General features: G+C 61.1%; 17 protein-coding genes. 12 read left to right on the plus strand and 5 right to left on the minus strand.

Annotated features, from left to right (window positions below):
* The 5 genes from tssI to tssH form a co-directional block, all read right to left on the minus strand.
* Nucleotides 1-819 (minus strand): type VI secretion system tip protein TssI/VgrG (tssI, locus tag BTE54_RS13830; protein WP_143240718.1); only part of this gene is annotated, 819 nt, incomplete at its 3' end.
* A gap of 13 nt (nucleotides 820-832) precedes the next feature.
* Nucleotides 833-1,333, minus strand: coding sequence for a type VI secretion system amidase effector protein Tae4 (locus tag BTE54_RS13835; RefSeq protein WP_078052826.1), 501 nt, complete (start codon nucleotides 1,331-1,333; stop codon nucleotides 833-835).
* Between the two features lie 11 nt (nucleotides 1,334-1,344).
* The gene (locus tag BTE54_RS13840; RefSeq protein ID WP_078052928.1) at nucleotides 1,345-1,734 is read right to left on the minus strand and encodes a Rap1a/Tai family immunity protein; all 390 of its coding nucleotides are present in this window, start codon (nucleotides 1,732-1,734) and stop codon (nucleotides 1,345-1,347) included.
* A 109-nt stretch (nucleotides 1,735-1,843) separates the two neighbouring features.
* Complete coding sequence (locus BTE54_RS13845; RefSeq protein ID WP_003504561.1) at nucleotides 1,844-2,320, minus strand: Hcp family type VI secretion system effector; 477 nt, start codon at nucleotides 2,318-2,320, stop codon at nucleotides 1,844-1,846.
* A 57-nt stretch (nucleotides 2,321-2,377) separates the two neighbouring features.
* On the minus strand, nucleotides 2,378-5,032 hold the full coding sequence (gene tssH, locus BTE54_RS13850) for a type VI secretion system ATPase TssH (protein WP_078052831.1): 2,655 nt from the start codon (nucleotides 5,030-5,032) through the stop codon (nucleotides 2,378-2,380).
* 220 nt (nucleotides 5,033-5,252) lie between these two features.
* Between tssH and tssA the strand changes: the two genes are divergently transcribed.
* The 12 genes from tssA to tssM all read left to right on the plus strand — a co-directional run bounded on the left by tssA (nucleotide 5,253) and on the right by tssM (nucleotide 21,540).
* Nucleotides 5,253-6,308: a type VI secretion system protein TssA gene (tssA, locus tag BTE54_RS13855; protein ID WP_078052832.1), complete on the plus strand. Its 1,056-nt coding sequence runs from the start codon at nucleotides 5,253-5,255 to the stop codon at nucleotides 6,306-6,308.
* A gap of 66 nt (nucleotides 6,309-6,374) precedes the next feature.
* Nucleotides 6,375-6,884 (plus strand): type VI secretion system contractile sheath small subunit, encoded by a 510-nt coding sequence (tssB, locus tag BTE54_RS13860; protein ID WP_078052929.1) that lies wholly within the window; start codon nucleotides 6,375-6,377, stop codon nucleotides 6,882-6,884.
* Between the two features lie 98 nt (nucleotides 6,885-6,982).
* Complete coding sequence (gene tssC / locus BTE54_RS13865; RefSeq protein ID WP_078052833.1) at nucleotides 6,983-8,464, plus strand: type VI secretion system contractile sheath large subunit; 1,482 nt, start codon at nucleotides 6,983-6,985, stop codon at nucleotides 8,462-8,464.
* Between the two features lie 55 nt (nucleotides 8,465-8,519).
* Nucleotides 8,520-9,914, plus strand: coding sequence for a type VI secretion system contractile sheath large subunit (tssC, locus tag BTE54_RS13870; RefSeq protein WP_078052834.1), 1,395 nt, complete (start codon nucleotides 8,520-8,522; stop codon nucleotides 9,912-9,914).
* Nucleotides 9,911-10,735 (plus strand): type VI secretion system accessory protein TagJ, encoded by an 825-nt coding sequence (locus BTE54_RS13875; protein ID WP_078052835.1) that lies wholly within the window; start codon nucleotides 9,911-9,913, stop codon nucleotides 10,733-10,735. The genes tssC (BTE54_RS13870) and BTE54_RS13875 overlap by 4 nt, the downstream gene beginning before the upstream one ends.
* Nucleotides 10,728-11,237 (plus strand): type VI secretion system baseplate subunit TssE, encoded by a 510-nt coding sequence (tssE, locus tag BTE54_RS13880; protein ID WP_078052836.1) that lies wholly within the window; start codon nucleotides 10,728-10,730, stop codon nucleotides 11,235-11,237. The genes BTE54_RS13875 and tssE overlap by 8 nt, the downstream gene beginning before the upstream one ends.
* Nucleotides 11,230-13,011, plus strand: coding sequence for a type VI secretion system baseplate subunit TssF (gene tssF, locus BTE54_RS13885; RefSeq protein WP_078052837.1), 1,782 nt, complete (start codon nucleotides 11,230-11,232; stop codon nucleotides 13,009-13,011). The genes tssE and tssF overlap by 8 nt, the downstream gene beginning before the upstream one ends.
* A gap of 9 nt (nucleotides 13,012-13,020) precedes the next feature.
* Complete coding sequence (gene tssG, locus BTE54_RS13890) at nucleotides 13,021-14,025, plus strand: type VI secretion system baseplate subunit TssG (protein WP_078052838.1); 1,005 nt, start codon at nucleotides 13,021-13,023, stop codon at nucleotides 14,023-14,025.
* 4 nt (nucleotides 14,026-14,029) lie between these two features.
* Nucleotides 14,030-15,235, plus strand: coding sequence for an FHA domain-containing protein (locus tag BTE54_RS13895; RefSeq protein ID WP_198939148.1), 1,206 nt, complete (start codon nucleotides 14,030-14,032; stop codon nucleotides 15,233-15,235).
* A complete protein-coding gene (gene tssK, locus BTE54_RS13900) occupies nucleotides 15,225-16,565 on the plus strand; it encodes a type VI secretion system baseplate subunit TssK (RefSeq protein ID WP_078052839.1) in 1,341 nt (446 codons plus the stop codon). The genes BTE54_RS13895 and tssK overlap by 11 nt, the downstream gene beginning before the upstream one ends.
* Entirely contained in the window at nucleotides 16,562-18,064 is a 1,503-nt protein-coding gene (gene tssL, locus BTE54_RS13905) for a type VI secretion system protein TssL, long form (protein ID WP_078052840.1), read from the plus strand. Before tssK ends, tssL begins: the two co-directional genes overlap by 4 nt.
* On the plus strand, nucleotides 18,061-21,540 hold the full coding sequence (tssM, locus tag BTE54_RS13910; protein WP_078052841.1) for a type VI secretion system membrane subunit TssM: 3,480 nt from the start codon (nucleotides 18,061-18,063) through the stop codon (nucleotides 21,538-21,540). Before tssL ends, tssM begins: the two co-directional genes overlap by 4 nt.
* Nucleotide 21,541 lies beyond the last annotated feature (1 nt).

A 21,541-nucleotide genomic window follows, 5' to 3' on the forward strand; every position in this document is an offset into this window, starting at 1 on the left:
GCGCTTCGTCGCATCCGGCATCTGCACCAGCGACGGTGTCATCGTGCCCGGCACCATGCCCGGCGTCTCGAAATTCCAGTCCGCGCCAGCGCGCTGGCCCGAAACATAGGAAAAACGCCGCGCCCAGTCGTTGATGTGATTGCGATCCGAAGACCCCTGCGCCAGACGCACCGTCCCCTCCCCCTGCGCGGCCGGCGAGGGCCCAAGCCAGCCGCTGGCGCTATCGGCCACATGCAGCTTGTGGGAACCATCCTCATGGCTGAACCAGTAGAACAGGCCGTCCTCTTCAAAACGGCGGGTGAGATAATCGAGATCCGTCTCGTTCCATTGCACGCTGTAATGCTGTGCGGGCGGCGGCGAGATGATGCCCGATGTATCGGGAGCGGGAATGCCGTGTTCGGAAAACAGCGTCTCGACGACCTCCACCGCCGTCTTGTCCATCCAGATACGGCAATCCGACCGGCGCGACAGAAGCCACATTTGCGGGCGGATCGTCAGCGCATAGGAGCGCATGCCGCGGGTGATAGGCGGGCCTTCATGCAGCTCCGTCACCAGGCCGTTGAAGGGGCGGCGAACACCGCCGCCATCGCCGTCGCCCTGGCTGATCTCGATGGAGATATCGACCAGCCGTCCGATCAGCTCTTCGGGCTTGACCGCTTCCTTCTTGGCACGCACCGTCAGACGAATGTCGAAGAGCTGCGATACGCCCTCCTCGACGGACAGGCGCTCTGGCAGAAGCTGGTCTTCGCCGAGTGGCGAAGACACCTTCAGAACGCGGCTCGCCTGAACGAAATCGGAAAAAGACGGCTGGTCGTTCATGGGATACTCCTAATCAGGACCCGCGGCTGGATTGCAGGGGCCAGAACCAGATCGTTTCCGAATTGTAGTAGCAGGCCGAAGCGCATTGGGTGGCTTCGGAGCCACCCCGCACAAGATCGATATGACCGCCGCCTGTGTAGCCGGGGATATTGTTGAACGCCACGACGCCATTGCGCGCGCCGATGCCGTTGCGCGCCGTCGCGGGGGTGAAAGGCTCGGGTTCGCCAAGATAGCTCGTCCGCTTCATCAGGCTGGCAAGGCGGCGCATGTTCACCTCTATGCCCTTTCCGGCATAGGGGCCCTTCTGGATGCGGTGCGAGGCGGGCACGATGTTGATGCCCGACTTCACGAAAGCGATGCTGACGCGAATGGCGCAGGTATTGTGGTAGTTCGGATTGCCCATGAAATCGTCCCAGCCGATTTCCGTGAACAGATCACGCTGGCTGAGATAGTTTGGATGCGACGGGTCGCTGCTCGGATAATTCTTATAGAGAGTGTCAAAGTTAACGCGCATCGTTCGTCCCACTAGTTACTTTTCTGCTCACAGGGAAAGGAGACCTTGAGCGCCTCCCGCACGAGAGGGGCTGCCTGTTCATCCAGTTTTTCCGCAGGAAGATCGCCGAGATAGGTGTAGATCCGGTCGGTGAGTTCATGGGGCGCCACGGCGCCCGCACCGCACCAGTCCGATCCGCTTGTCAGATCGGCCACACCGGCGATATAGGCGCTCGATTTTGCGACGGAAACCAGCCGCCGCATTTCCGGATCAGACACTTCCGGGGCAAGTTTGCCCTCGATGGCCTGCTTGAGTTCAGCACCGGAGAATATCCAAGTCCGTTCCTCGGCACCCGCCGGCGAAAGACCGGACAGAGCCAGAACAACCGGCACGGAAACAAAAAACGCATATAGGGAGCGCATGAAAAACCCGCCTCGTCCAACGTGGATGAGAAACATCACGACGTGAGCCGCAAAACTGCAATGAAAACGTTCCGGTGCCGGCAAATACCGGCACCGGGTCGCGTCGCTATCAAGCGGCCTTCGTCGTCGCCAGATCGTAAGAGGCGATCATCGGGGACTGCGGCGAGTTGTTGTCGTCGAACGGCGTGTACTTCACTTCCATCTTGGTGAAGTTGAGCTTGATGGTTTCCACCGGACGGTCACCGCTGGAATCCACCGAGTAGCTGGCGATGAGCGTATTCGTCAGCAGATACTCGATATAGGTGTTGCCCGGATTACCCGTTGTCACCAGATGGATGGTTGCGAGCTTGCCAGTGCGGCCAGCGCAGGCTTCCTGGAAAAGCTTGGTGGAAGAAGAATCGCTAACCTTGGTCAGAATGACTTCCGAAATGGTCGGTTCGGATGCTTCGCGGTTTGCAGCAGAACCGGCAGAAGTGTTCATGTTGCGCGCTACGTTCCAGTGAATGGCTTCGATGTCCATCCACTTGCGGTGTTCCTCATGCGTGGCGTCGCCCTGGATACCGTCAATCTGCAGATAAATTGGCATGCTGTAAGCTCCTGTAGCTGAAATGACCTCTTGCTTCGAGGCCGCGTTACCCTTCGTTTAATGCCGCATGCGTCGGGTAGCCCCTTCCGACGCGGCAACTTCACCCACCCCACCCTCTTCGGGCGTGGCGAATTCATCTGTTTCCCCAGCCGCTTCGGCACGAATGCCGAACCTGTTTTCACCAAAATCGACGACGATCTTGCCCACGCGTTCTCCCGCGATGACTTTTTCGAGGAAAAAGCTGGAAAGAGGCGGCAGGAGATCCTTGCCGATCATGATTTCAATGGCGCGTGCGCCAATTTCACTTGCACCGGCGCGCGCCACCAACGCGTCGCGCGCGGTATCGGAAAGGGTCAGGTCGGCGCCGTATGTTGCGAGAACGCGTTCCCTGATCTTGCCGATCTGCATATCCACGATCCTTGCGAGCTCTTCCGCACCGAGCGGCATAAAGGGCAGGATGATCGTGCGCCCGAGGAATGCGGGCTTGAACTGTCTGGTCAGTTCCGGCATCAGCAGCGCTTCCAGCGCCTCGCCTTCCGGCATCGTATCCGGATCGGCGGAAAGCGCGGCCAGCAGCTCCGAACCGGTATTGGCCGTCATGAAGATCGTGGTGTTCTTGAAATCGACATCGCGGCCTTCGCCATCGCGGAGCACGCCCTTGTCGAACACCTGATAGAAAATATCCTGGACGCCGGGATGGGCCTTGTCGATCTCATCGAGAAGGAGAACGCCGAACGGTCGGCGGCGCACCGCTTCCGTCAACACGCCGCCTTCGCCGAAACCGACATAACCGGGCGGCGAACCGAGAAGCAGCGAAACCTTGTGCTCCTCCTTAAACTCCGACATGTTGATCGTCGTCAGATGGCTGTTGCCGCCATAAAGCAGATCGGCGAGCGAAAGCGCCGTCTCGGTCTTTCCCGTTCCGGACATGCCCACGAGGAAGAACACGGCGGGCGGGCGACGCGGATCGGACAATCCGGCACGGGCGGTGCGCATGGCATCGGCAATGCGGGTAATTGCAGCATCCTGCCCCACGACCCGCTGGCGCATGCGCGCATCCAATGTGCGCGCGCTTTCGATCTGGTCGGCCAGAAGCTTACCGAGCGGAATACCGGTCCAGCGCGATACGACGGATGCAATCGCTTCACGGTCGACCACCGTCGGCACGAGTCTTTCGGCATTTACCGGTTTGGTCTCAGCCGCAGGCCGCAGACGCGACACATTCGATGCGCCGGTTTCAACGGGTTGCTCTTCGCTGAGTTCAGCCATTTCCGCATCGTAACGGCCGCGCAGATCGTCGATCCCGCTCTCGAGCTTCTCGACTTCGTCGCGTATCGACTGGATACGGCTTTGCATCTCGTCATCCTGCGGTTCACGCAGAAGCCAGTTCAACTCATCGGTCAGAAGACGCCGCTCGCTTTCCATGGCGCGCAGCCGTTCCGGCAGGGTCTGCCGCGCCAGCGAAACGGCAGCCGCGGCCGTATCGAGAAGGCTGACGGCCTTGTCCGGCAATTGCCGCGCCGGCATGTAACGCGCCGATAATTGCACCGCCGCCACAATCGCCTCGTCACGAACCACAACGTTATGATGGCTGACGAAGCTGTCGGCGACACCACGCAACATGCGGATCGCTGTCGTCTCATCCGGCTCGCGCACATGCACGGGCTGGAAACGACGCGTCAGCGCCGCATCCTTTTCGAAATATTTCTTGTATTCGCTCCAGGTCGTGGCCGCGACGGTGCGCACTTCGCCGCGCGCCAGAGCGGGCTTGAGAATATTGGCCGCATCGCCCTGTCCGGCTGCACCACCGGCGCCGACAAGGCCATGCGCCTCGTCGATGAACAGGATGACCGGCTCGGCCGAGCGTTTTACCGCATCGATCACGCCATGAAGACGGCGCTCGAACTCGCCCTTCACGCCGGCACCGGCCTGCAGCAGCGAAATATCGAGGTTTAGCAGGCGGACGTTGCGCAATTTTTCTGGCACATTTCCGGAAGCGATTTCGAGCGCCAGCGCTTCGGCGACCGCCGTTTTGCCAACCCCGGCTTCACCCACCAGAATGGGATTGTTCTGACGACGGCGCGTAAGAATATCAACGAGTTGGCGCAATTCATCATCGCGCCCGATCACCGGATCGACCTTGCCGTTCCGGGCGTCGGCTGTCATGTCCTGGGTGTAAAGGCGCAGAAAATCGTTCTGGCCGGCGGCCGTCGCGGCACCCGCCGCCGCGGCAGGAACTTCTCTTCCGCTGCTGTCTTCAACCGAACTGCGAAGGCGTTCGAGAGCCGCGCGATCCATCGCCTTCAGCGACGGAAATGCCGAGCGGACGAAAGAGCGAAGCGAGGTTTCCTCGTCCATCGCCAGAAGCAGATCGCAAAGCGTAACGCGGTCGCGCCCGGCCTCCAGCGACGCGAGAACCCATGCCTCACGGCCCGCCGTCAGAATGTTCTGTGAGAGCGACAAAGCCTCGCCATCGCCGATAACGGCCTCTTCCAGGCTGCGGCCGATTTCCGCCTGCAATACCGGAAGTGGAATTTTTAATTCCTCGAATGTTTTCGCATAGATACCGGCATCTACAACCGCCAGCAGCCAATGCGGGATATCCACGTACCTGTGCCCCATACGCACCGCAACGGAAGCCGCTGCTTCAAGCGTGACGCGCAGGTCAGGCTCAAGCGCTTCAACGAGGCGATTGAGATCGATATGCGACATGCAATGAGCCTCCTGCCCGGGTTCATTCCACAACGTGACGTGGAATAACTATGATGATGAAACCGGGTTGTCCACCCCGAAGTTTATTTTTTATCGGGTTAGATTAGGCAGTAGACGCCACAATTTAGACACATTTTGAATAAGTCTGTCTGAGGAATAGCCTTACGTAAGGGAAGTAACTACGAAAAATCCATTACTATTTTCTGGGGATAGACTGCTCTTGAACGCGCCGCATGTTAAAAGAGATATAGAGTTTTTTGGAGATTGCGGAGAAAACATCCGCATCGATTCAAGAACGCGTGAAATATACTACAGAATTAAGGATGAAAGAAACCAGGCACGCACAGAAGAGCGTGCCGCGTCCCCACAGGATAACTTAAAGATTTCCAGTAGCTGGGACAATGTCAGCAATCTTGGATTGCAGATTATATATTCCGAAAGCAAGGACATAGAAATATTGGCGTGGCTTGCCGAAGCAAGCCTGCGGCTGCGCGGCTTTCCTGGATTGCGAGAAATCTATGAGCTTTGTGGCGATCTTTTTTACAACCACTGGGACTCATTGCATTCCATCAGCGACGATAATGATGAGGAAAAATTTGCACCTTTTGCGGGATTGAACGGCATCGGCACCGAGGGAACGCTTGTGCAGCCGCTCCGGCTTGCGCCGCTGATCCCCGGAGGGAAATTTGGAGAGCACAGCCTCTGGGATTTCCAGCTAGCGCAGCGACCCAACGAGAGCAAACGGCGCGAAGAACTGTATCGGCTGGCGTCGGAAGCAGGCGTTGCCGCCATGTCTTCCCATCTGGCCGAGGTCAACGCCTGCCTCTCCAGCTTCGACGCCATCATGGCGGTTCTTTCCGAACGCTGCGGCCAGTCCGCACCCCCCAGCTCCAACATCCGCAACACGCTCATCGAAGCTGCTGCGGCCATTCGCACGCTGGGCGGGCGCGAGCAGGAGCCGGCACCGGTCGAGCAGTCGGCAGCCGCGGTTCCTGGAACCAACGACAACGGACAACCGGCGATACGAACAGCAGCGACGTCACCGGAAGGCATATCTTCACGCGATGAAGCGTTTGAAACTCTTCTTTCGGTTGCGCGTTACTTTCGCCGAACCGAACCGCATTCGCCGATCTCTCTTTCCATCGAAACGCTGGTTCGCAGGGGACGCATGGATTTTTCCGAACTGCTGGCGGAGCTTCTGCCCGAGGCACAGGCCCGCAATGCAGTTCTGACGGCCGCCGGGATCAAGCCCGGCGGAGACAACAACGGAAAATAACGAGGCAAGGGGCGGAAACCCGTCCCCTCACAGTCAGCCATGCCAAGGGGCATCAAGGAGGTTGAAATGGCAAGTGTACACGAAAAGCTGGAACGGGTTCGCAAGCCCCGCGTCCACATCAAATACGAAGTCGAAACCGAAGGCGCGATGGTGGTCAAGGAACTGCCCTTCGTCGTCGGCGTACTCGGCGATTTCTCGGGCAATCCGACCCAGCCGCTGAAGCCGTTCGGCGAACGCAAATTCGTTCAGATCGACCGCGACAATTTCGATGAGGTGATGCGCCGCATGACGCCTGGCCTCAACATTGCCGTTGCCAACACGCTGCAGAAAGACGGCACGGACATGCAGGTCAACCTGAAGTTCGAAAGCATGGACGATTTCGAACCCGGCGCCGTGGTGCAGCAGGTTCCCGCCCTCAAGGCGCTTCTGGACGCCCGCAACGAACTGCGCGACCTGCTTTCCAAGGCCGACCGTTCGGAAGATCTGGAGCGGATGCTGGAAGATATTCTGCAGAACAAGACCGATCTCGCAACGCTGGTTTCCGAACTCAAGGAAAAGAACGGCGAGAGCAAATAATCGCCTGTGCGGAGGAAAACCTCCCCGAACGGCCCCGATTGCGGGGCTTCAACTGTTCAAGCGGCATTTCTCGAAGCCGCATGTGGAAGGACTGAAACATGAGCGCTGAAAGCCTGCTGAAAAACGAAGCACAGGCAACGACCGCCGAAGATCAGGGACTGCTGTCCAAGGTGGTTGCCGCAACCCGCCAGACCGAACCGGACCGCGCGCAAAATCTTCTGCGCACGCTGACAGACCAGGCGCTGAAGGGAACGATCAAATACGACCGCAACCTCACCGTCACCCTCAACCACGCCATTGCCGAACTGGACCGAACGATTTCCGAACAGCTCGCCGCCATCATGCAGGCGCCGGAATTCGCCAAGCTTGAAGGCACCTGGCGCGGGCTCAACTATCTCGTCAAGAATTCCGAAACGAGCGTCAACCTGAAGATCCGCGTCATGAACGCCGGCAAGCGGGAACTGGCGCGCGATCTGGAAAAGGCCGTGGAATTCGATCAGTCGCGTCTCTTCAAGGCGATCTACGAAGACGAATTCGGCACACCCGGCGGCGAACCGCTCGGCGCGATCATCGGTGATTACGAATTCGACAATTCCTTCGATGACGTACAGCTGCTTCAGGGGGTTTCATCGATTGCGGCGGCCGCTTTCGCACCTTTCATCTCGGCGGCAAGCCCGCACATGTTCGGTTTCGAGGATTATCGCGATCTCGCCCGTCCGCGCGATCTGGAGAAGATTTTCGACACCGTGGAGTATGCCAAGTGGCGCAGCTTCCGCGAAAGCGACGATTCCCGTTTCGTCACGCTCGCTTTGCCGCGTGTTCTGGCGCGCATGCCCTATGGCCCGAAAACCAACCCGATTGACGATTTCGCCTATGACGAAACCAGGGGTGCGGTGAATGGCGATCTGCAACATGACGAATATTGCTGGATGAACGCCGCCTATGTCATGGGCACGAAGCTGACCGACGCTTTTGCAAAAAGCGGCTGGTGCACGGCTATCCGCGGTGCGGAAAATGGCGGCCGGGTGGAAAATCTGCCCATGCACGTCTTCTCCAGCGATGACGGCGATCTCGATCTGAAATGCCCGACCGAAGTGGGCATCACCGACCGCCGCGACGCGGAACTGGGCAAGCTCGGCTTCCTGCCGCTCTGCCACTACAAGAACACGGATTATGCGGTATTCTTCGGCGCCCAGACCGCACATAAGCCGAAGCTCTACGACAAGCCGGAAGCCACGGCCAACGCCGCCGTTTCAGCCCGCCTGCCCTATATCATGGCCACGTCGCGCTTCGCGCATTACCTCAAGGTGATGGGCCGCGATAAGATCGGCTCCTTCATGGAGGCGTCCGATTGCGAAGTCTGGCTCAATCGCTGGATCGCCAACTACGTCAACGCCAATGACGAAGCGGGCGAAGAAAGCCGGGCGAAATATCCGCTGCGCGACGCCAAGGTGACCGTGCAGGAAGTGCCGGGCAAACCCGGCGCCTACAATGCGGTCGCATGGATGCGGCCCTGGTTGCAGATGGAAGAACTGACGACCTCGCTGCGCATGGTCGCCCGTATTCCGTCCAAGAACTGAGCCCGGACCGGGGTGGTCCGCCACCCCGGCCCCGTTCGTCACCCGGAGCCCGCTCATGGCGCATCAGTCCTTTCCGGATGCCCGCATTTTCGCCGACCAGCTCATCGCTCTCATCGACGATGCGCTGACCGGCCAGGTGAACGCCATTCTGCACCACCCTGATTTTCAGGCGATGGAAGCGAGATGGCGCGGTCTGGCCATGGTCGTGCGTGAGGCTGGCCGCGGCGCAGACGTCAAGGTGAAACTGCTGAACGCCAGCTGGCGCGATCTTGCCCGCAACACGGAACGCGCTACCGACTTCGACCAGAGCCATCTTTTCGAAGTCGTCTATAATCGCGAATTCGGCATGCCGGGCGGCGAGCCGGTCGGCCTTTTGATCGGCGACTACGCCTTTTCCCCCGATGATATTCAGGGCGCAGATTCCATCACGACGCTGTCGCAGATCGGCATGGTGGCTGCGGCCGCCTTCTGCCCCTTCGTCGCGGCGGCGGCACCTTCCGCCGTCGGCCTGCAGGACTTCGCCGAACTCAGCCGGGTTCACGATTTTTCCTCGCTGAAGCAGGATAAATCGCGCCTGCGGTGGAATGCGCTTCGCGCACGCGACGATTCCCGCTTTGTCGGCCTTGTCGCACCACGCGTTTTGCTGCGCTCACCCTACAGGCCCTATGCGCGGGGGCGCGATGACGGATTTCCATTCCGCGAGCATGTGGCGGAAAGCGGTGAGACCCTGCTGTGGGGCAATGCCGCCTTCGCTTTTGCAACGGTGGTGGTGCGCAATTTCGTCGATTCCGGCTGGTTTGCGGATCTGCGCGGTGTGACGCAGGACGCCGTGGATGGCGGCATGCTCTCTTCTCGCCAATTGCCACCGCTCGATCTCGGCATCGAAAGCAACGGCCTTTCCGCGCAGCCACCCGTCGAAGTGCAGCTGACGACCGGACAGGAACAGCAATTTTCCGATCTCGGCATCGTGCCCGTCTCCACTACCTATCTCTCCGGCATGGCGATCTTCAACGCCAACCAGTCCCTGCATGCACCCGGCCATTATTCCAGCGAAGCGGCAAGACAGAACGCCCGCCTGGCGGCCATGCTGCAATATGTTTTGTGCGCCTCCCGGTTCTCGCATTACCTCAAGGTCATCATGCGCGACGATATCGGCCAGCTGAGCGATGCCTCGACGATAGAGCGCAAGCTGGAAGGCTGGCTTTCCTCCTACACGCTCGGCAATGACGATGCGGAAGCTGCGCTGCGCACGCGCTACCCGCTGCGCTCCGCCGGCATCAACGTCTTCGAAGTTCCCGGCAAGCCCGGAACATTCTCCTGCACCGTGCGCCTCCAGCCGCATTTCCAGCTAGATGACGTCTCTACGAGCTTCCACCTCATTGCCGAAACCATGATGCCGCCCGCCGCTGCATCCCGGTCTCCAGCCGAGCCGCAAAGGATACCCGCATGACGCTGCGCGACGATATTTCCCGCCTTCTCGACGATGACCGGCTGCAGGACGCGATCGGGCTTGCGCGCGAACACGTCAAAACGAAGCCAACCGACAAGGATGGCCGCCATTTCTACATCGACCTGCTGGTCCTTGCCGGCGACTACGAGAAGGCCGATGCGCAATGCAATCTGGCCGCAACATTCTCGCCGCAGGAAAGCGTAGGCTTTTCTCTCTTTCGCCATCAGCTGCGCGCCATGGCCGCACGCAATGCGTGGTTCGAAAACGGCGCGGTGCCGGATTTCCCCGGCGGTCCGTCCGAACTCGATCAGCTGGCCATCCGGGCGAATATCGCCGCGCGCAGCGGCGATGCGGATGCCGCCAGAACCGCACTGGCTGAACTCGATGATAAACGCGGCGATGTGCCGATCGGCCGCAACGGCAAGAGCGCCGGCGATATTCGCGATCTGGACGACCGGATTCCGCATGCGCTGGAGGTGCTGACCAATGGCGGCCGCTACCTCTGGATCGATTACGGTCGCATAGAAAGCCTCGCCATCGACCCGATGAGCCGCCCGCGCGACCTCGCTTTTCGCGGGGCTGAGCTAACGTTGCGCGACGGCGCGGTCGCATCCGTGCTGCTTCCGGCCATTTATCACGGCGCGAAGGACGATGTCGGCCTCCTCCTCGGCCGGGAAACCCGATGGAGCGAGGAAGACCAGCCTCTGGCAACCGGGCAAGGCCAGCGCTGCCTGCTGATTGGCGACGATGTGGTGCCGTTCCACGAGATCGGCTCCCTTTCCGCCGCCTCCGACGATGAAAGGCAGATCGCCCGTGGTTGATCCGCTGGAGCAATATCGCGCGCGGCAGCGAACGCTCTCGCGCTCCGTTCTGGATCGGCTGCTCGATGACGCACCGGATGCGGAAACGGATATGCTCGTCAGCCTGAAGGATCAGGCGCGCGAGATGCGCGAGGTGATCCGCCGCGATCTCGAGGCATTGCTCAATACCCGCCGTAACCCCGCCGGCCCGCCGGCAGCGCTGAAAGAGCTTACCGATGCGCTGGTGAGCTATGGCGTGGACGGCATTCTTTCGGCCAATCTGGTGACGGATGCCGCCAAGGCGCGGCTCGCGCGCAGCATCGAGCGACGGATTTCCCTGTTCGAAACACGCCTTGGCGATGTGCATGTGACGATCCTGAAAAACCGCACGGATGGCGACCGGGCGCTTCGCATGCGCATACAGGCAAGTTTCCGCCTTCAGGAAGGCATGCCGCCGATCAGCTTCGAATCCCGGATCGACCCGTCAACGCAGCGTTTCCTGGTGGAGGCGACGAATGGCTGACGGCTTTCTCGAAAAATACAATGATGAACTCTTCGCGCTCCGAAAACGCGCATCGCGTTTTGCGGCGGCGTTTCCGAAGATCGCCGGCCGGCTGCGCATGACGGGCGATGTCGCCGACGATCCGCATGTCGAGCGGCTGATCCAGAGTTTCGCCTATTCCGCCGCCCGTGTGCGCCAGAAGCTGGACGACGAGTTTCCGGAACTGTCGGACAGCCTCCTGGAAACGCTCTACCCGCATTATCTTGCGCCGATCCCGTCCATGAGCGTGGTTCAGTTCACCCCAAGCACGGCGCTCGCAACCGTGCAGACACTTCCCCGGCACAGCGAAATCCTTGCCGAGCCGGTGGGTGGTGAAAGCTGCCGTTTTCGCACCACGCAGGCGGTGGAAATCGCGCCGCTGCAAATCGCAGCCGCAACGCTGTCCGGCCAGCCGATCGACGCGCCTTTTTCGGCCTCGTTTGCCGGCGCCGCCAGCTGCCTGCGGCTTTCGCTGCGCAGCACGGCGCCGCGCGGCGGCACTTTCCCGGAAATGGGCCTGACGAAGCTTCAGATTTTCCTGGCTGCCGCATGGCAGCAGGCCACGGCGCTTTACGAGCTTTTGACCAATCATTGCGTGGGCATGGCGCTTGCGCGGCACGCCGAGGACAAGGAAGCCGTTTTCCTGCCCGCCGGCAATCTCACGCCATCGGGTTATACGCGCGATCAGGCCATGTTGCCCTATCCGGCCAACAGTTTTGACGGATACCGGCTTCTCACGGAATTCTTCGCGCTGCCGCAGAAATTTCTCTTTCTCGATATCCACGGGCTGGGAAGATGGAGCGGCGGCGATTGCGAACTCTACATCTATCTGGATGCGGCGGACACGCAGCTTGAGCGCATGGTGTCGATCCGGGATTTCGTGCTGAACGCCTCGCCGGTCATCAACCTGTTCAAACAAAGCTGCGAACCGCTGAGCCTCGATGGCACGCGCACGGAATACCGCCTGCTGCCTGATGCACGGCGGCAGCGGACCCGCGAAATCTATGCCGTCGAAAACGTTCAACTGACCAGCCGTTCCGGGCAGACCGAAAAGACCTCCCCGTTCTTCGGCCGCACCCAGCGCAACAACGGTGCAAACGTTTTCTGGCAGATACAGCGCCGTTTCGACGACGATGGTTCCTCCGATACGGACATCGCTTTCGTGGATCAGAAGCGCGGACCGCTTGGACCGCTCGACATGGTGGCGAGCATCGATACGCTGTGCATCAATCGTGAACTGCCGAGCCAGCTTCCCTTTGGCGGCGGCCACCCCTTCCTGCAGCTTTCGTCCGGCAACGAGGCTATAAAATCCATCCATGCGCTGATGCCGCCGACGGCGGCGATCCGCGTCAACGAGCGCTCGGCGCGTGAATGGCGGCTGATCTCGCATCTCCTCCTCAACCATCTCTCCCTCACCGACAGCGGCGGCGCGCCGCTGAAGGACATTCTGTCGCTCTATTCCTTCAGGGACAGCCCGGAAACCCGGCAGCTGGTGGAGGCGATCAGCAATGTCGAGGCGCAGAATTCCCATGCCCGGATCGGCTCGGCGATGGTGCCGGGAACGGACATCACCGTGGAGTTCGACCCCGCGCTGATCGCGCGGCCTGCCGCATTTGTTTTCGCCAATGTCCTCAATCATTTCTTCGGGCTTTACACCTCGATCAACAGTTTCACCCGGCTGACGGCGACGATGCGCGGCCACTCCAAACCGATTGCCCGCTGGCCTGCCCGCGCGGCAGACCGGCCGCTGCTCTAGGAGACCGGGATGGAACAGCAGACGCCAACCATGAAAGACCGGCAGGCGGCGCTTCTCAGCGACGATCCCGGCCGTTTTGAGCCCGCCACCGCGTTTCGCGTCGCCCAGCTGGTTTCGGCGGATGACGGGATTGTCGTCGGCGCTCATGGCGGAACACAGCCGACCCCGCTGGCGATCAGCGGTTTCAACCACAAACGCGGCCAGGCCGAACTGAAATCCGCCTTCGCGCCCATTGTCGGGCCGCTCGGTTCGCTGCCGCCGGCCTATGGCGAATTGCTGCAGCGGGAAGAGCGCAATCGCTCCGGCGCGCTGGCGAGCTTCTTCAATCTGTTCGCCGCAAGGTTCAGCGAACTGTTCGTATCCGCGACGGAAAAATACCGCCTTGCAAGGGGATTGCGCTGGTCGGCCGATCAGAGGGAGAACGGTTTTCGCAAAACCCTGCTTGCACTCACCGGGTTCCGCACTGCCGGTCTGGTCGATAAAGCAGGCGTGAGCGAAGAAGCGCTTCTGCGTTTCAGCGGTCTTCTGGCCGGCCGCAACCGCAATGTCTCGGCCCTGACCTCCATGCTTTGTGAATTCACGGGACTTCCGGTGAATGTCGAACAGTTTCGCCGGCGATGGGTGGCTTTGCCGCTTCACGAACAAAGCCAGCTCGGGCAGGCATCCGGGCTGAGGCTCGGACAGAACACGACGGCGGGAAGCGCTGTCGAAGATATGAGCGGTGGTTTCCGGATCGTGATCGGTCCCGTCGCCTACGCGGATTATCTGGCTCTGACGCCCGGATCGAAACGGCTTGCGGAGATATTTTCGCTGACACGCCTGTTCGTCGGAAGCGCATTGCATTTCGATGTGCAGGTGATCCTGAAAAAGGAGGACATTCCCTTTTGCCGCCTTGGCCAGTCCGATGCCCCCGCCCGCCTCGGCTGGAACAGCTGGGCTCGCGTGGCGCCCGCAGAAAAAGACAGCGCCGATGCTGTGGTGACCGAGCGCGAAGGCTCGGCGGTTTCCGCGTGAGGGCATGGATATGAAGCTTGCACTCAAGGACACACGAAATATCGGAGCCGCAAGAGCCAGTCAGTGGAGCTTCGAGCGCGGCCGCCGCGTCATCGGCCGGTCACGCGATTGCGACTGGCAGATCGATGACAATGAGCGGCGCGTTTCCAAGCTGCACTGCACGCTCAGCCGCGATGGCGAAGGTTTTACGATCCTTGACCAGAGCGCGAACGGCACGCTGGTCGATGGCCGCCTGCTGCTGGAAGGCGAAAGCGCGCGTCTCCGCGACGGTTCGCAAATCAACATTGGCGGGCAGGTTTTCCAGGTCGCCATCAGCGGCGATGCCGAGCTGGACTTTTCCGATCCCGACGCCTCCCTGCGCATGAGTGACGAGCCGCTGACCATTTCGGCGATCCTTGCCGACATCGCCCCGAACGGCCGTTCGGCCGGCGGCGTGATGGGCAACACCGCTTCCGCCGACGACTGGTCCGAAACATGGCGCGAGGGCGCGAAGCGGAAGGCGAAATCCATTTCGCGAAATGTCGAGATCGGCTGGAGCGAACCGCCCGCAGCGCGCGCAATAGGCGCTGTTCTGCCTGATAACTGGGACGAGGAACCGGTTGCGAGCAGCGAGCACGAACATACCGACGCGCTGAACACGCCGGTGATGATCTCACGTCCGGTTTCGGCCTCAGGTAACGAGGATTTCGACAGCGTTTTCCCGGAAACGGGCGAAGACCTGACCCTGGAGAACGCATCAACTGCCGATGCTTCGACTGCGCAGGAGATCGGCGATCTTCTGACCGTGCTGGAACAGGAAAGCGCCGATTGTCTGGCCATTCTCGACATTGAAGGCGAGCGCACCGGCCACGGTTCGTCAGCCTCCCTGAGCGAGCGGGTGGAAACGCTCATCCGCCAGCAGCGGCGGCTCGCCGCCTCTCTTGAAACCCTTATCCACGGCTGCACGCAAAAACTCGAGCCGAGGCTTCTCGAAGCCTCCGTCGATGCCGGCAACGATCTTCGTGCCAAAATCGAGCGCCGCGACTGGCAGGGACTGATCATGAAGACCGATTACTGGTCCACTTACAAAAAGCAATTTGAGGAAAACGGCCGTCCATTGCCGGTCAGGCAGTTCCTGCAGCGGGCAGCGCGCGGTGAGGCCGCGCCCACGCAGGAACCTGACGCGATAACGGCCGATGCAAAGGGGGTAAACAACCACGATGAGACATGAGAACCGTGTTGCCTGGAGCGAGGGCATGTTTCTTCGCGTTCAGCATTTTCAGCAATCCGACCGATGGACCGAACGGCTGGTGCGCAACACCACGCGCAACCTCTCGCCCTACCCGTGGGGCATCGCCGAAATCGGCGTGGACCGTAGCGCGCTGTCGATAGGGCAATTCGCCCTGTCGAACCTGCGCGGCGTTCTTCCCGATGGAACGCCCTTCGAGGCGCCGGAGGATTCCGACCTGCCGCCGCCGCTCGATCTCGACGAAAGCGTCAAAAACGCCGTTATCTATCTCGCCCTGCCGGCCCGGCAACCCGGCAAGGCCGACATGTCCGCCAGCGGCCGCAACGATGCGAACAATGTGCGCTTCACCGCCTCAAGCTATGAGGTCTCCGACACCAATATCGAGACGGACTTCGTGGCCCCCATCGATGTCGGCCGTCTCAGCCTGAAATTCCTGAAAACCGGCGACGATCTTTCCGGTTACGATCTCATCGGCCTTGCAAGGGTCATCGAGGTCCGCTCAGACCGCGCGGTCATTCTTGACCCGGATTTCATTCCTCCGAGCCTGAGCTGCGCGGCGGCGCCCCGCCTCAACGAATTGCTGACGGAGCTTCTGGGGATCGTGCGCCACCGCGCCCAGGCGATTGCCGAACGCATCGGCGATCCGACGATCAGGGGAACGGCGGAAGTGGGCGATTATTTCCTGCTGCAAATCCTCAACCGGGCCGATCCGCTGCTGGCGCATCGCTGCGCCAACGCCACGCGTTTTCACCCCATCCGGTTTTACGAAGACTGCATCCAGCTTGCTGGCGAGCTTGCAACCTTCACCACGGACAAAAAGCGGGCGACGGATTTCCCGCCCTATCGGCACGAGGACTTGAAAGCCACCTTCGCGGCAGTTTTCGACGATCTGCGCACATCGCTGTCAGCGGTCCTGGAACAGGCGGCCGTTGCGATCGAGCTGGTGGAGCGCCGCCACGGCGTCCGCGTCGGCACCATCCACGACCGCACACTGCTGCGCGATGCCGGCTTCGTGCTTGCCGTGCGCGCGGATATGGCCGCCGAAGACATTCGCCGCCGCCTGCCGGCACAGATCAAGGTCGGGCCGGTGGAGCGGATTTCCGAACTGGTCAATGTAGCGCTGCCCGGCATTCCCGTGCGCTCCCTGCCGGTCCTGCCGCGGCAATTGCCCTATCGGTCCGGCACCGTCTATTTCGAGATCGACACGCAATCACCCCTTTGGAAGCAGCTTGAGACCTCCGGCGCGATTGCCCTGCATCTGGCGGGCGAGTTCCCCGGTCTTGAGATGGAAATGTGGGCGTTACGCGAATGAGCAAGGAAAACCCCTCTTCCTGGCAGGATTTGCCGACGGTGGTCGAAATCACCGAGGAAAGCCGCAGACGCAACCAGAACGCCCGCAACATGGCGGCGATCCTCGAAGACATTGTCGAGACCGATGGGCCGGCCGGGCGACCGAAGGCAAGCGGGGCCGCCATGCCGGTCGATCAGCTGCTCTCCGGTTTCCATTTCGGCGGCGGCGATGTGCCGACGCTCGTGCAATCGGCCGCTCCCCTCCTCAACCTAGCGCATCTCCTGCGCTTCAGCGATGCGGAGCCGGATCCCGATCAGCTTCGCCGCGCCTGCATTGAGGCGATCACCCGCTATGAGCGCGATCTCGCTTCCGCCCGCATCAGCCCCGAGCGGGCAAGAGCGGCGCATTATGTCGTCTGCGCCACGGTGGATGATGTGGTTCTGAGCAAACCCTGGGGCGTGCGGGCAGGCTGGGCGCGCTCCGGCCTTGTCTCCACCTTCCACAACGATGTCACCGGCGGCGACCGGGTTTTCGACATTCTCGACCATTTCCATCAGTCGCCCGGCGCCAGCAAGGATCTGCTGCTGCTGATCTATCTGTGCCTGTCGCTGGCTTTCGAAGGGCGCACCCGCGTTTCACCAAAGGGTGCGCTAGAGCTTTCGCGCATCCGCGACAGCCTCTACAAGACGCTGATCGGCCAATACGGCACCTTCGAACGGGAGCTTTCGCCACACTGGAAAGGCGTGGAAGCCCGTCATACGCCATTGCGCACGATGGCCGCGCTGTGGACCCTGCTGTCCCTGATGGCGCTTGCCTTCGCGCTTGGTTATCTCTTCTTCACGCTGTCGCTAAACAACGCATCCGATGTCACTTTCGAGAGGCTCGCCCATCTGCCACCGAACGAGACGCCGAGCGTGCTGATCGCAAGCCCGCCCCAGCCACCGGTGCAGGTCGAAACGCCCAAGGTCGTGGAACCGCCGAAGCCGGTGGAGCCACGGCAACCCTCCCGGCTTGAAAAGCTGATGGCCTTCCTTCAGCCGGAAGTCGAAAAGAAGCTGGTCACGCTGGCGGATGTAAACGGGCGGCTGCGCATTCGCATCAACAATTCGGGCCTGTTCTCCACCGGCAGCGCCGATGTCAGCCCGCAGTTCCGCGATCTCATCCAGCGTATCGGCGGCGCCCTTGCGGCCGAAAAATTCCGCGCCGTCGTCATCGGCTATACCGATACCGTGCCGATCAAGACGGTGGAATTTCCATCGAACTGGCACCTTTCCGAAGCCCGCGCCAAGGCAGTCGGGGACATTCTTTCACAATTCACCGGCCCGGAAGCAATCCTGACGGAAGGCCGTGCCGACAGCGACCCGATCGCCGACAACAAAACGGAGGAAGGCCGCCAGATCAACCGCAGAACGGAAATCATGGTCCTGACCAATCCCGATGAAAAACTGAGCGACGCCGGCATTCTCTCGCCGACCATAGAGAACAGTTCGGGACAGCAGCCGCAAGAGGCACAGCCATGAATCCATTGAGCTATTTTTATACGATCCGATCCTATGTCGAGAGCTATGCCGCTCTCATCGGCCGCCGTTTCCTGTCCCTGTTATGGGTAGTCGCGCTCTGCATCGTCATCTGGTTTTACGGCTATCTGGTCGCGCTGGGCGATTTCAAGCCATTGGGAACGACGCAGGCCCGGCTCATCGCTATCGGCATCATTGTGGCGATATGGCTGGTCTATATCGCCGTCACGATTTATCGCGGGCGCAAGCAGGACAAGGAACTTGTCGATAGTATCGAGCGCGAAGCCCTGGCCAACCGCCAGGCCGAAGTCGGCGAAATCCAGATGCGTCTCAAGGAAGCGCTGGCGCTGCTGCGACGGGTCACGAAAAAGCGTTTCGGTTATATTTACGACCTTCCCTGGTACGTGATCTTCGGCGCACCCGGCTCCGGCAAGACGACGGCGCTCACCAATTCCGGCCTGCAATTTCCGCTCGGCGATGCGCTTGGCGAAAACGCGGTAAAGGGCATCGGCGGCACGCGTAACTGCAACTGGTGGTTCGCCGATGAGGCGATATTGATCGACACCGCCGGCCGCTACACCACACAGGACGATCTCGATGGCTCATCCAAAGCCGGCTGGGAAGGTTTCCTCGGTCTTCTGAGACGCTATCGCCGGTCGCAGCCGATCAACGGCGCATTGGTGACATTGTCCATCCCCGATCTTCTCACCCGCGATCCCGAGGAACAACGGCAGGAACTGCGCTCCATCCGCCAGCGGCTTTCGGAACTGGACGAATATCTGCACGCCCGCGTTCCAGTCTATATCGTGCTGACCAAGGCCGATCTGCTGCATGGTTTCGTGGAATTCTTCGACGGTTTCAACAAGACCGACCGCCAGCAGGTATGGGGCACCACCTTCGAGCTGGATGAGAGCTATACCGCCGAGAACCTGCCGCAACGCCTGACGGAAGAGTTCGAACTGCTGCAACAGCGGGTCGATGCGATGCTGATCGAGCGCCTGCAGCAGGAGCAGAATGCCGAGACGCGCGGGCGCATCTTCCGCTTCCCCGCCGAACTTGCGCGGTTGAAAGACCGGCTCCATGAGGCCCTGACCGAACTTTGCGCACGGTCTCCGCTGATCGAAGCCCCGCTTTTGCGGGGCGTTTATCTCGCTTCGGGAACGCAGCCGGAAACGGAAAGGTCTCCCGCAGCGGCCAGGACCCGCCGAAGCTACTTCCTGTCGCGGCTGTTCAAGGATGTCATCTTCCCCGAAGCCGCGCTGGTGATGCGCGACAAGCGCCTTTCCGGACGGCAATTGCTGGTGCGGCGCATCGCCTATGGCATATCGGCCGCCGCAGTCGCCATCGTCTTCACCGGCTGGATTTTCACCTATTTCGCCAATACGCAGGCGCTTGCCGAAGCGGATCGCAAACTTGGCGCTTATGAACAGCTCGTTCAGGGCGTTCCCGTGCGCGATGTTTCCGACGCCGATTTTCTCCGCATCCTTCCGGCGCTCGACAATCTGCGTGACGTCAATTCCGGCTTTGCCCGCGAGAGAGTCTGGAATGTCAGCTTCGGGCTTGATCAGGAAGACAAGATCGCCGGACGGCAGCGTGACGCCTATCAGCGCGCGCTCAATGCCCTGCTCCTGCCGCGCATGATCGTGCAGCTTCAGAAACAGCTCAAGGATGAAAAGGATGTCACGCGCACCTTCAATTCGCTGAAGCTCTACGGAATGCTTGGCGGCATGGGTACACTGGACCCCGATTTCCTGACCGTGCAGACGCACCAGATGTTCGCATCCCTCTATCCCGGCGATGGAAGGGCGGCGGCGAGAGAAGCGCTCGACCAGCATGCGAAAGCGCTGGCGGACGGCGTGCTCGCCCCGATTGAGCTCGATGCACGGCTCATCGCCACTGCCCGTGAAACCATCCGCGACCAGGCCGCCGGCACGCGCGCCTATGATATTCTCGCCGGTCTTCCGCAGGCGCGGGAACTGATGGAATGGACACCCGCCACGGCCTTCGGCCCGCTGGGAGAGCGCGCCTTCGAGCGGCGCAGCAAAGCGCCGATGGCGGAAGGCATCGAAGGTCTTTTCACGGCGGAGGGATATCGCAGCGTCGTCATTCCGCAGGTCGCCCATGCGGCGCGTATCGCGCTTTCCGAAGGGTGGGTGCGCGGTTCCGATGATGCACTCCGTGGCGCAACCGTCGAGCAGGTGGCGCAGGCCGCGCTGCAAATCTATTTCGACCGTTTCGAGAAAAAATGGGCCGATACGCTGGCCGACCTTCGGGTCAAGCCGTCCCAGACCCTTGGCGACGCGGTGGAAACAACCCGCGCGCTTGCCAATGAACGCAATATCGTGGCGGAGGCTGCCAGATCGATCGCGGAGGCGACCGATCTGCGCCCCGGAGCAAACCCCGCCGCCCTCGCCTCCGCCGCTGAAGGCGACGCGACCGCGGCCGTTCTGGCCGCCACGGTGAACGCGGCCGATCCCTATGCGAGACTGCGCGACATGCTGGCGGCGAAAGGCGCGGCCACAACGGGCGAGCAGGCCAATGGCGGCAAGGCCGGAGGCTCGCCATCGGAACAGTTGCTCACGCACTTCAAGATGCTGAACGAGCAGCTTGCCCGCTCGGCGACCACCTCCGACGAAGTCGCCAAGGTGTTCGACGTGGATAGTCAACTCACCAAGGCCAATCAGGATCTGTTGCAGCAGGCCCGTGAATTGCCGGCACCCCTCGATGTGTGGGTGGCGGGCGTGGCGGCGGATGTCGGCTCGCTTGCGGTCAAATCCGCCCGCAGCCGCATTGCCGAACTCTGGGCGGCCGATGCGGCATCGCTGTGCTCTTCCATCGTGACCGGGCGTTATCCTTTCGACAGGTCGTCTTCCCGCGATGTCGCCATCGCGGATTTCACCCGTCTCTTCGGGCCGACCGGGGTTTTCCAGTCCTTCTTCAAACAGCGAATGGAAGCCTTTGTCGACAAGACCACCAACCCCTGGAGCTGGAAAGGCACTTTCGGCGCCGCCGGCATTCCAAGCACCGCCGTCGCCCAGTTCGAGAATGCCGACAAGATTTCGCGCGCCTTTTTCCCGAATGGCAGCGAGACGCCGGCGGTGTCGATCAATGTCAAACCCGTTTCGCTCACCAATGCCTCCAGCGCGGTGATGCTGGAAATCGAAGGCGAGCGGGTGGTTTATTATCACGGGCCCATTCAGGCGAAATCGATCACCTGGCCCTCGCGTGAAAACACGACGAGCCTGTCGCGCATCGCTTTCCAGCCGGGCGGCTGGCAGCAGGCGAAAACCGAAAACGGCGACTGGTCGCCATTCCGGTTGTTCGACGGCGCCGATATCGAAAACCAGTCGGGCGACCTGCTGCGGGTGCGATTTGCGAATGGCGCTCAGGCTGCCGAATTCGATATTCAGTTCGGCTCGGTTCTCAACCCGTTCAGGCTGGACGCCATCGCCGGCTTTGCCTGCCCCGCACAATTTTAGC

This window comes from Agrobacterium sp. YIC 4121, assembly GCF_002008205.1.
GTDB lineage: Bacteria > Pseudomonadota > Alphaproteobacteria > Rhizobiales > Rhizobiaceae > Agrobacterium > Agrobacterium leguminum.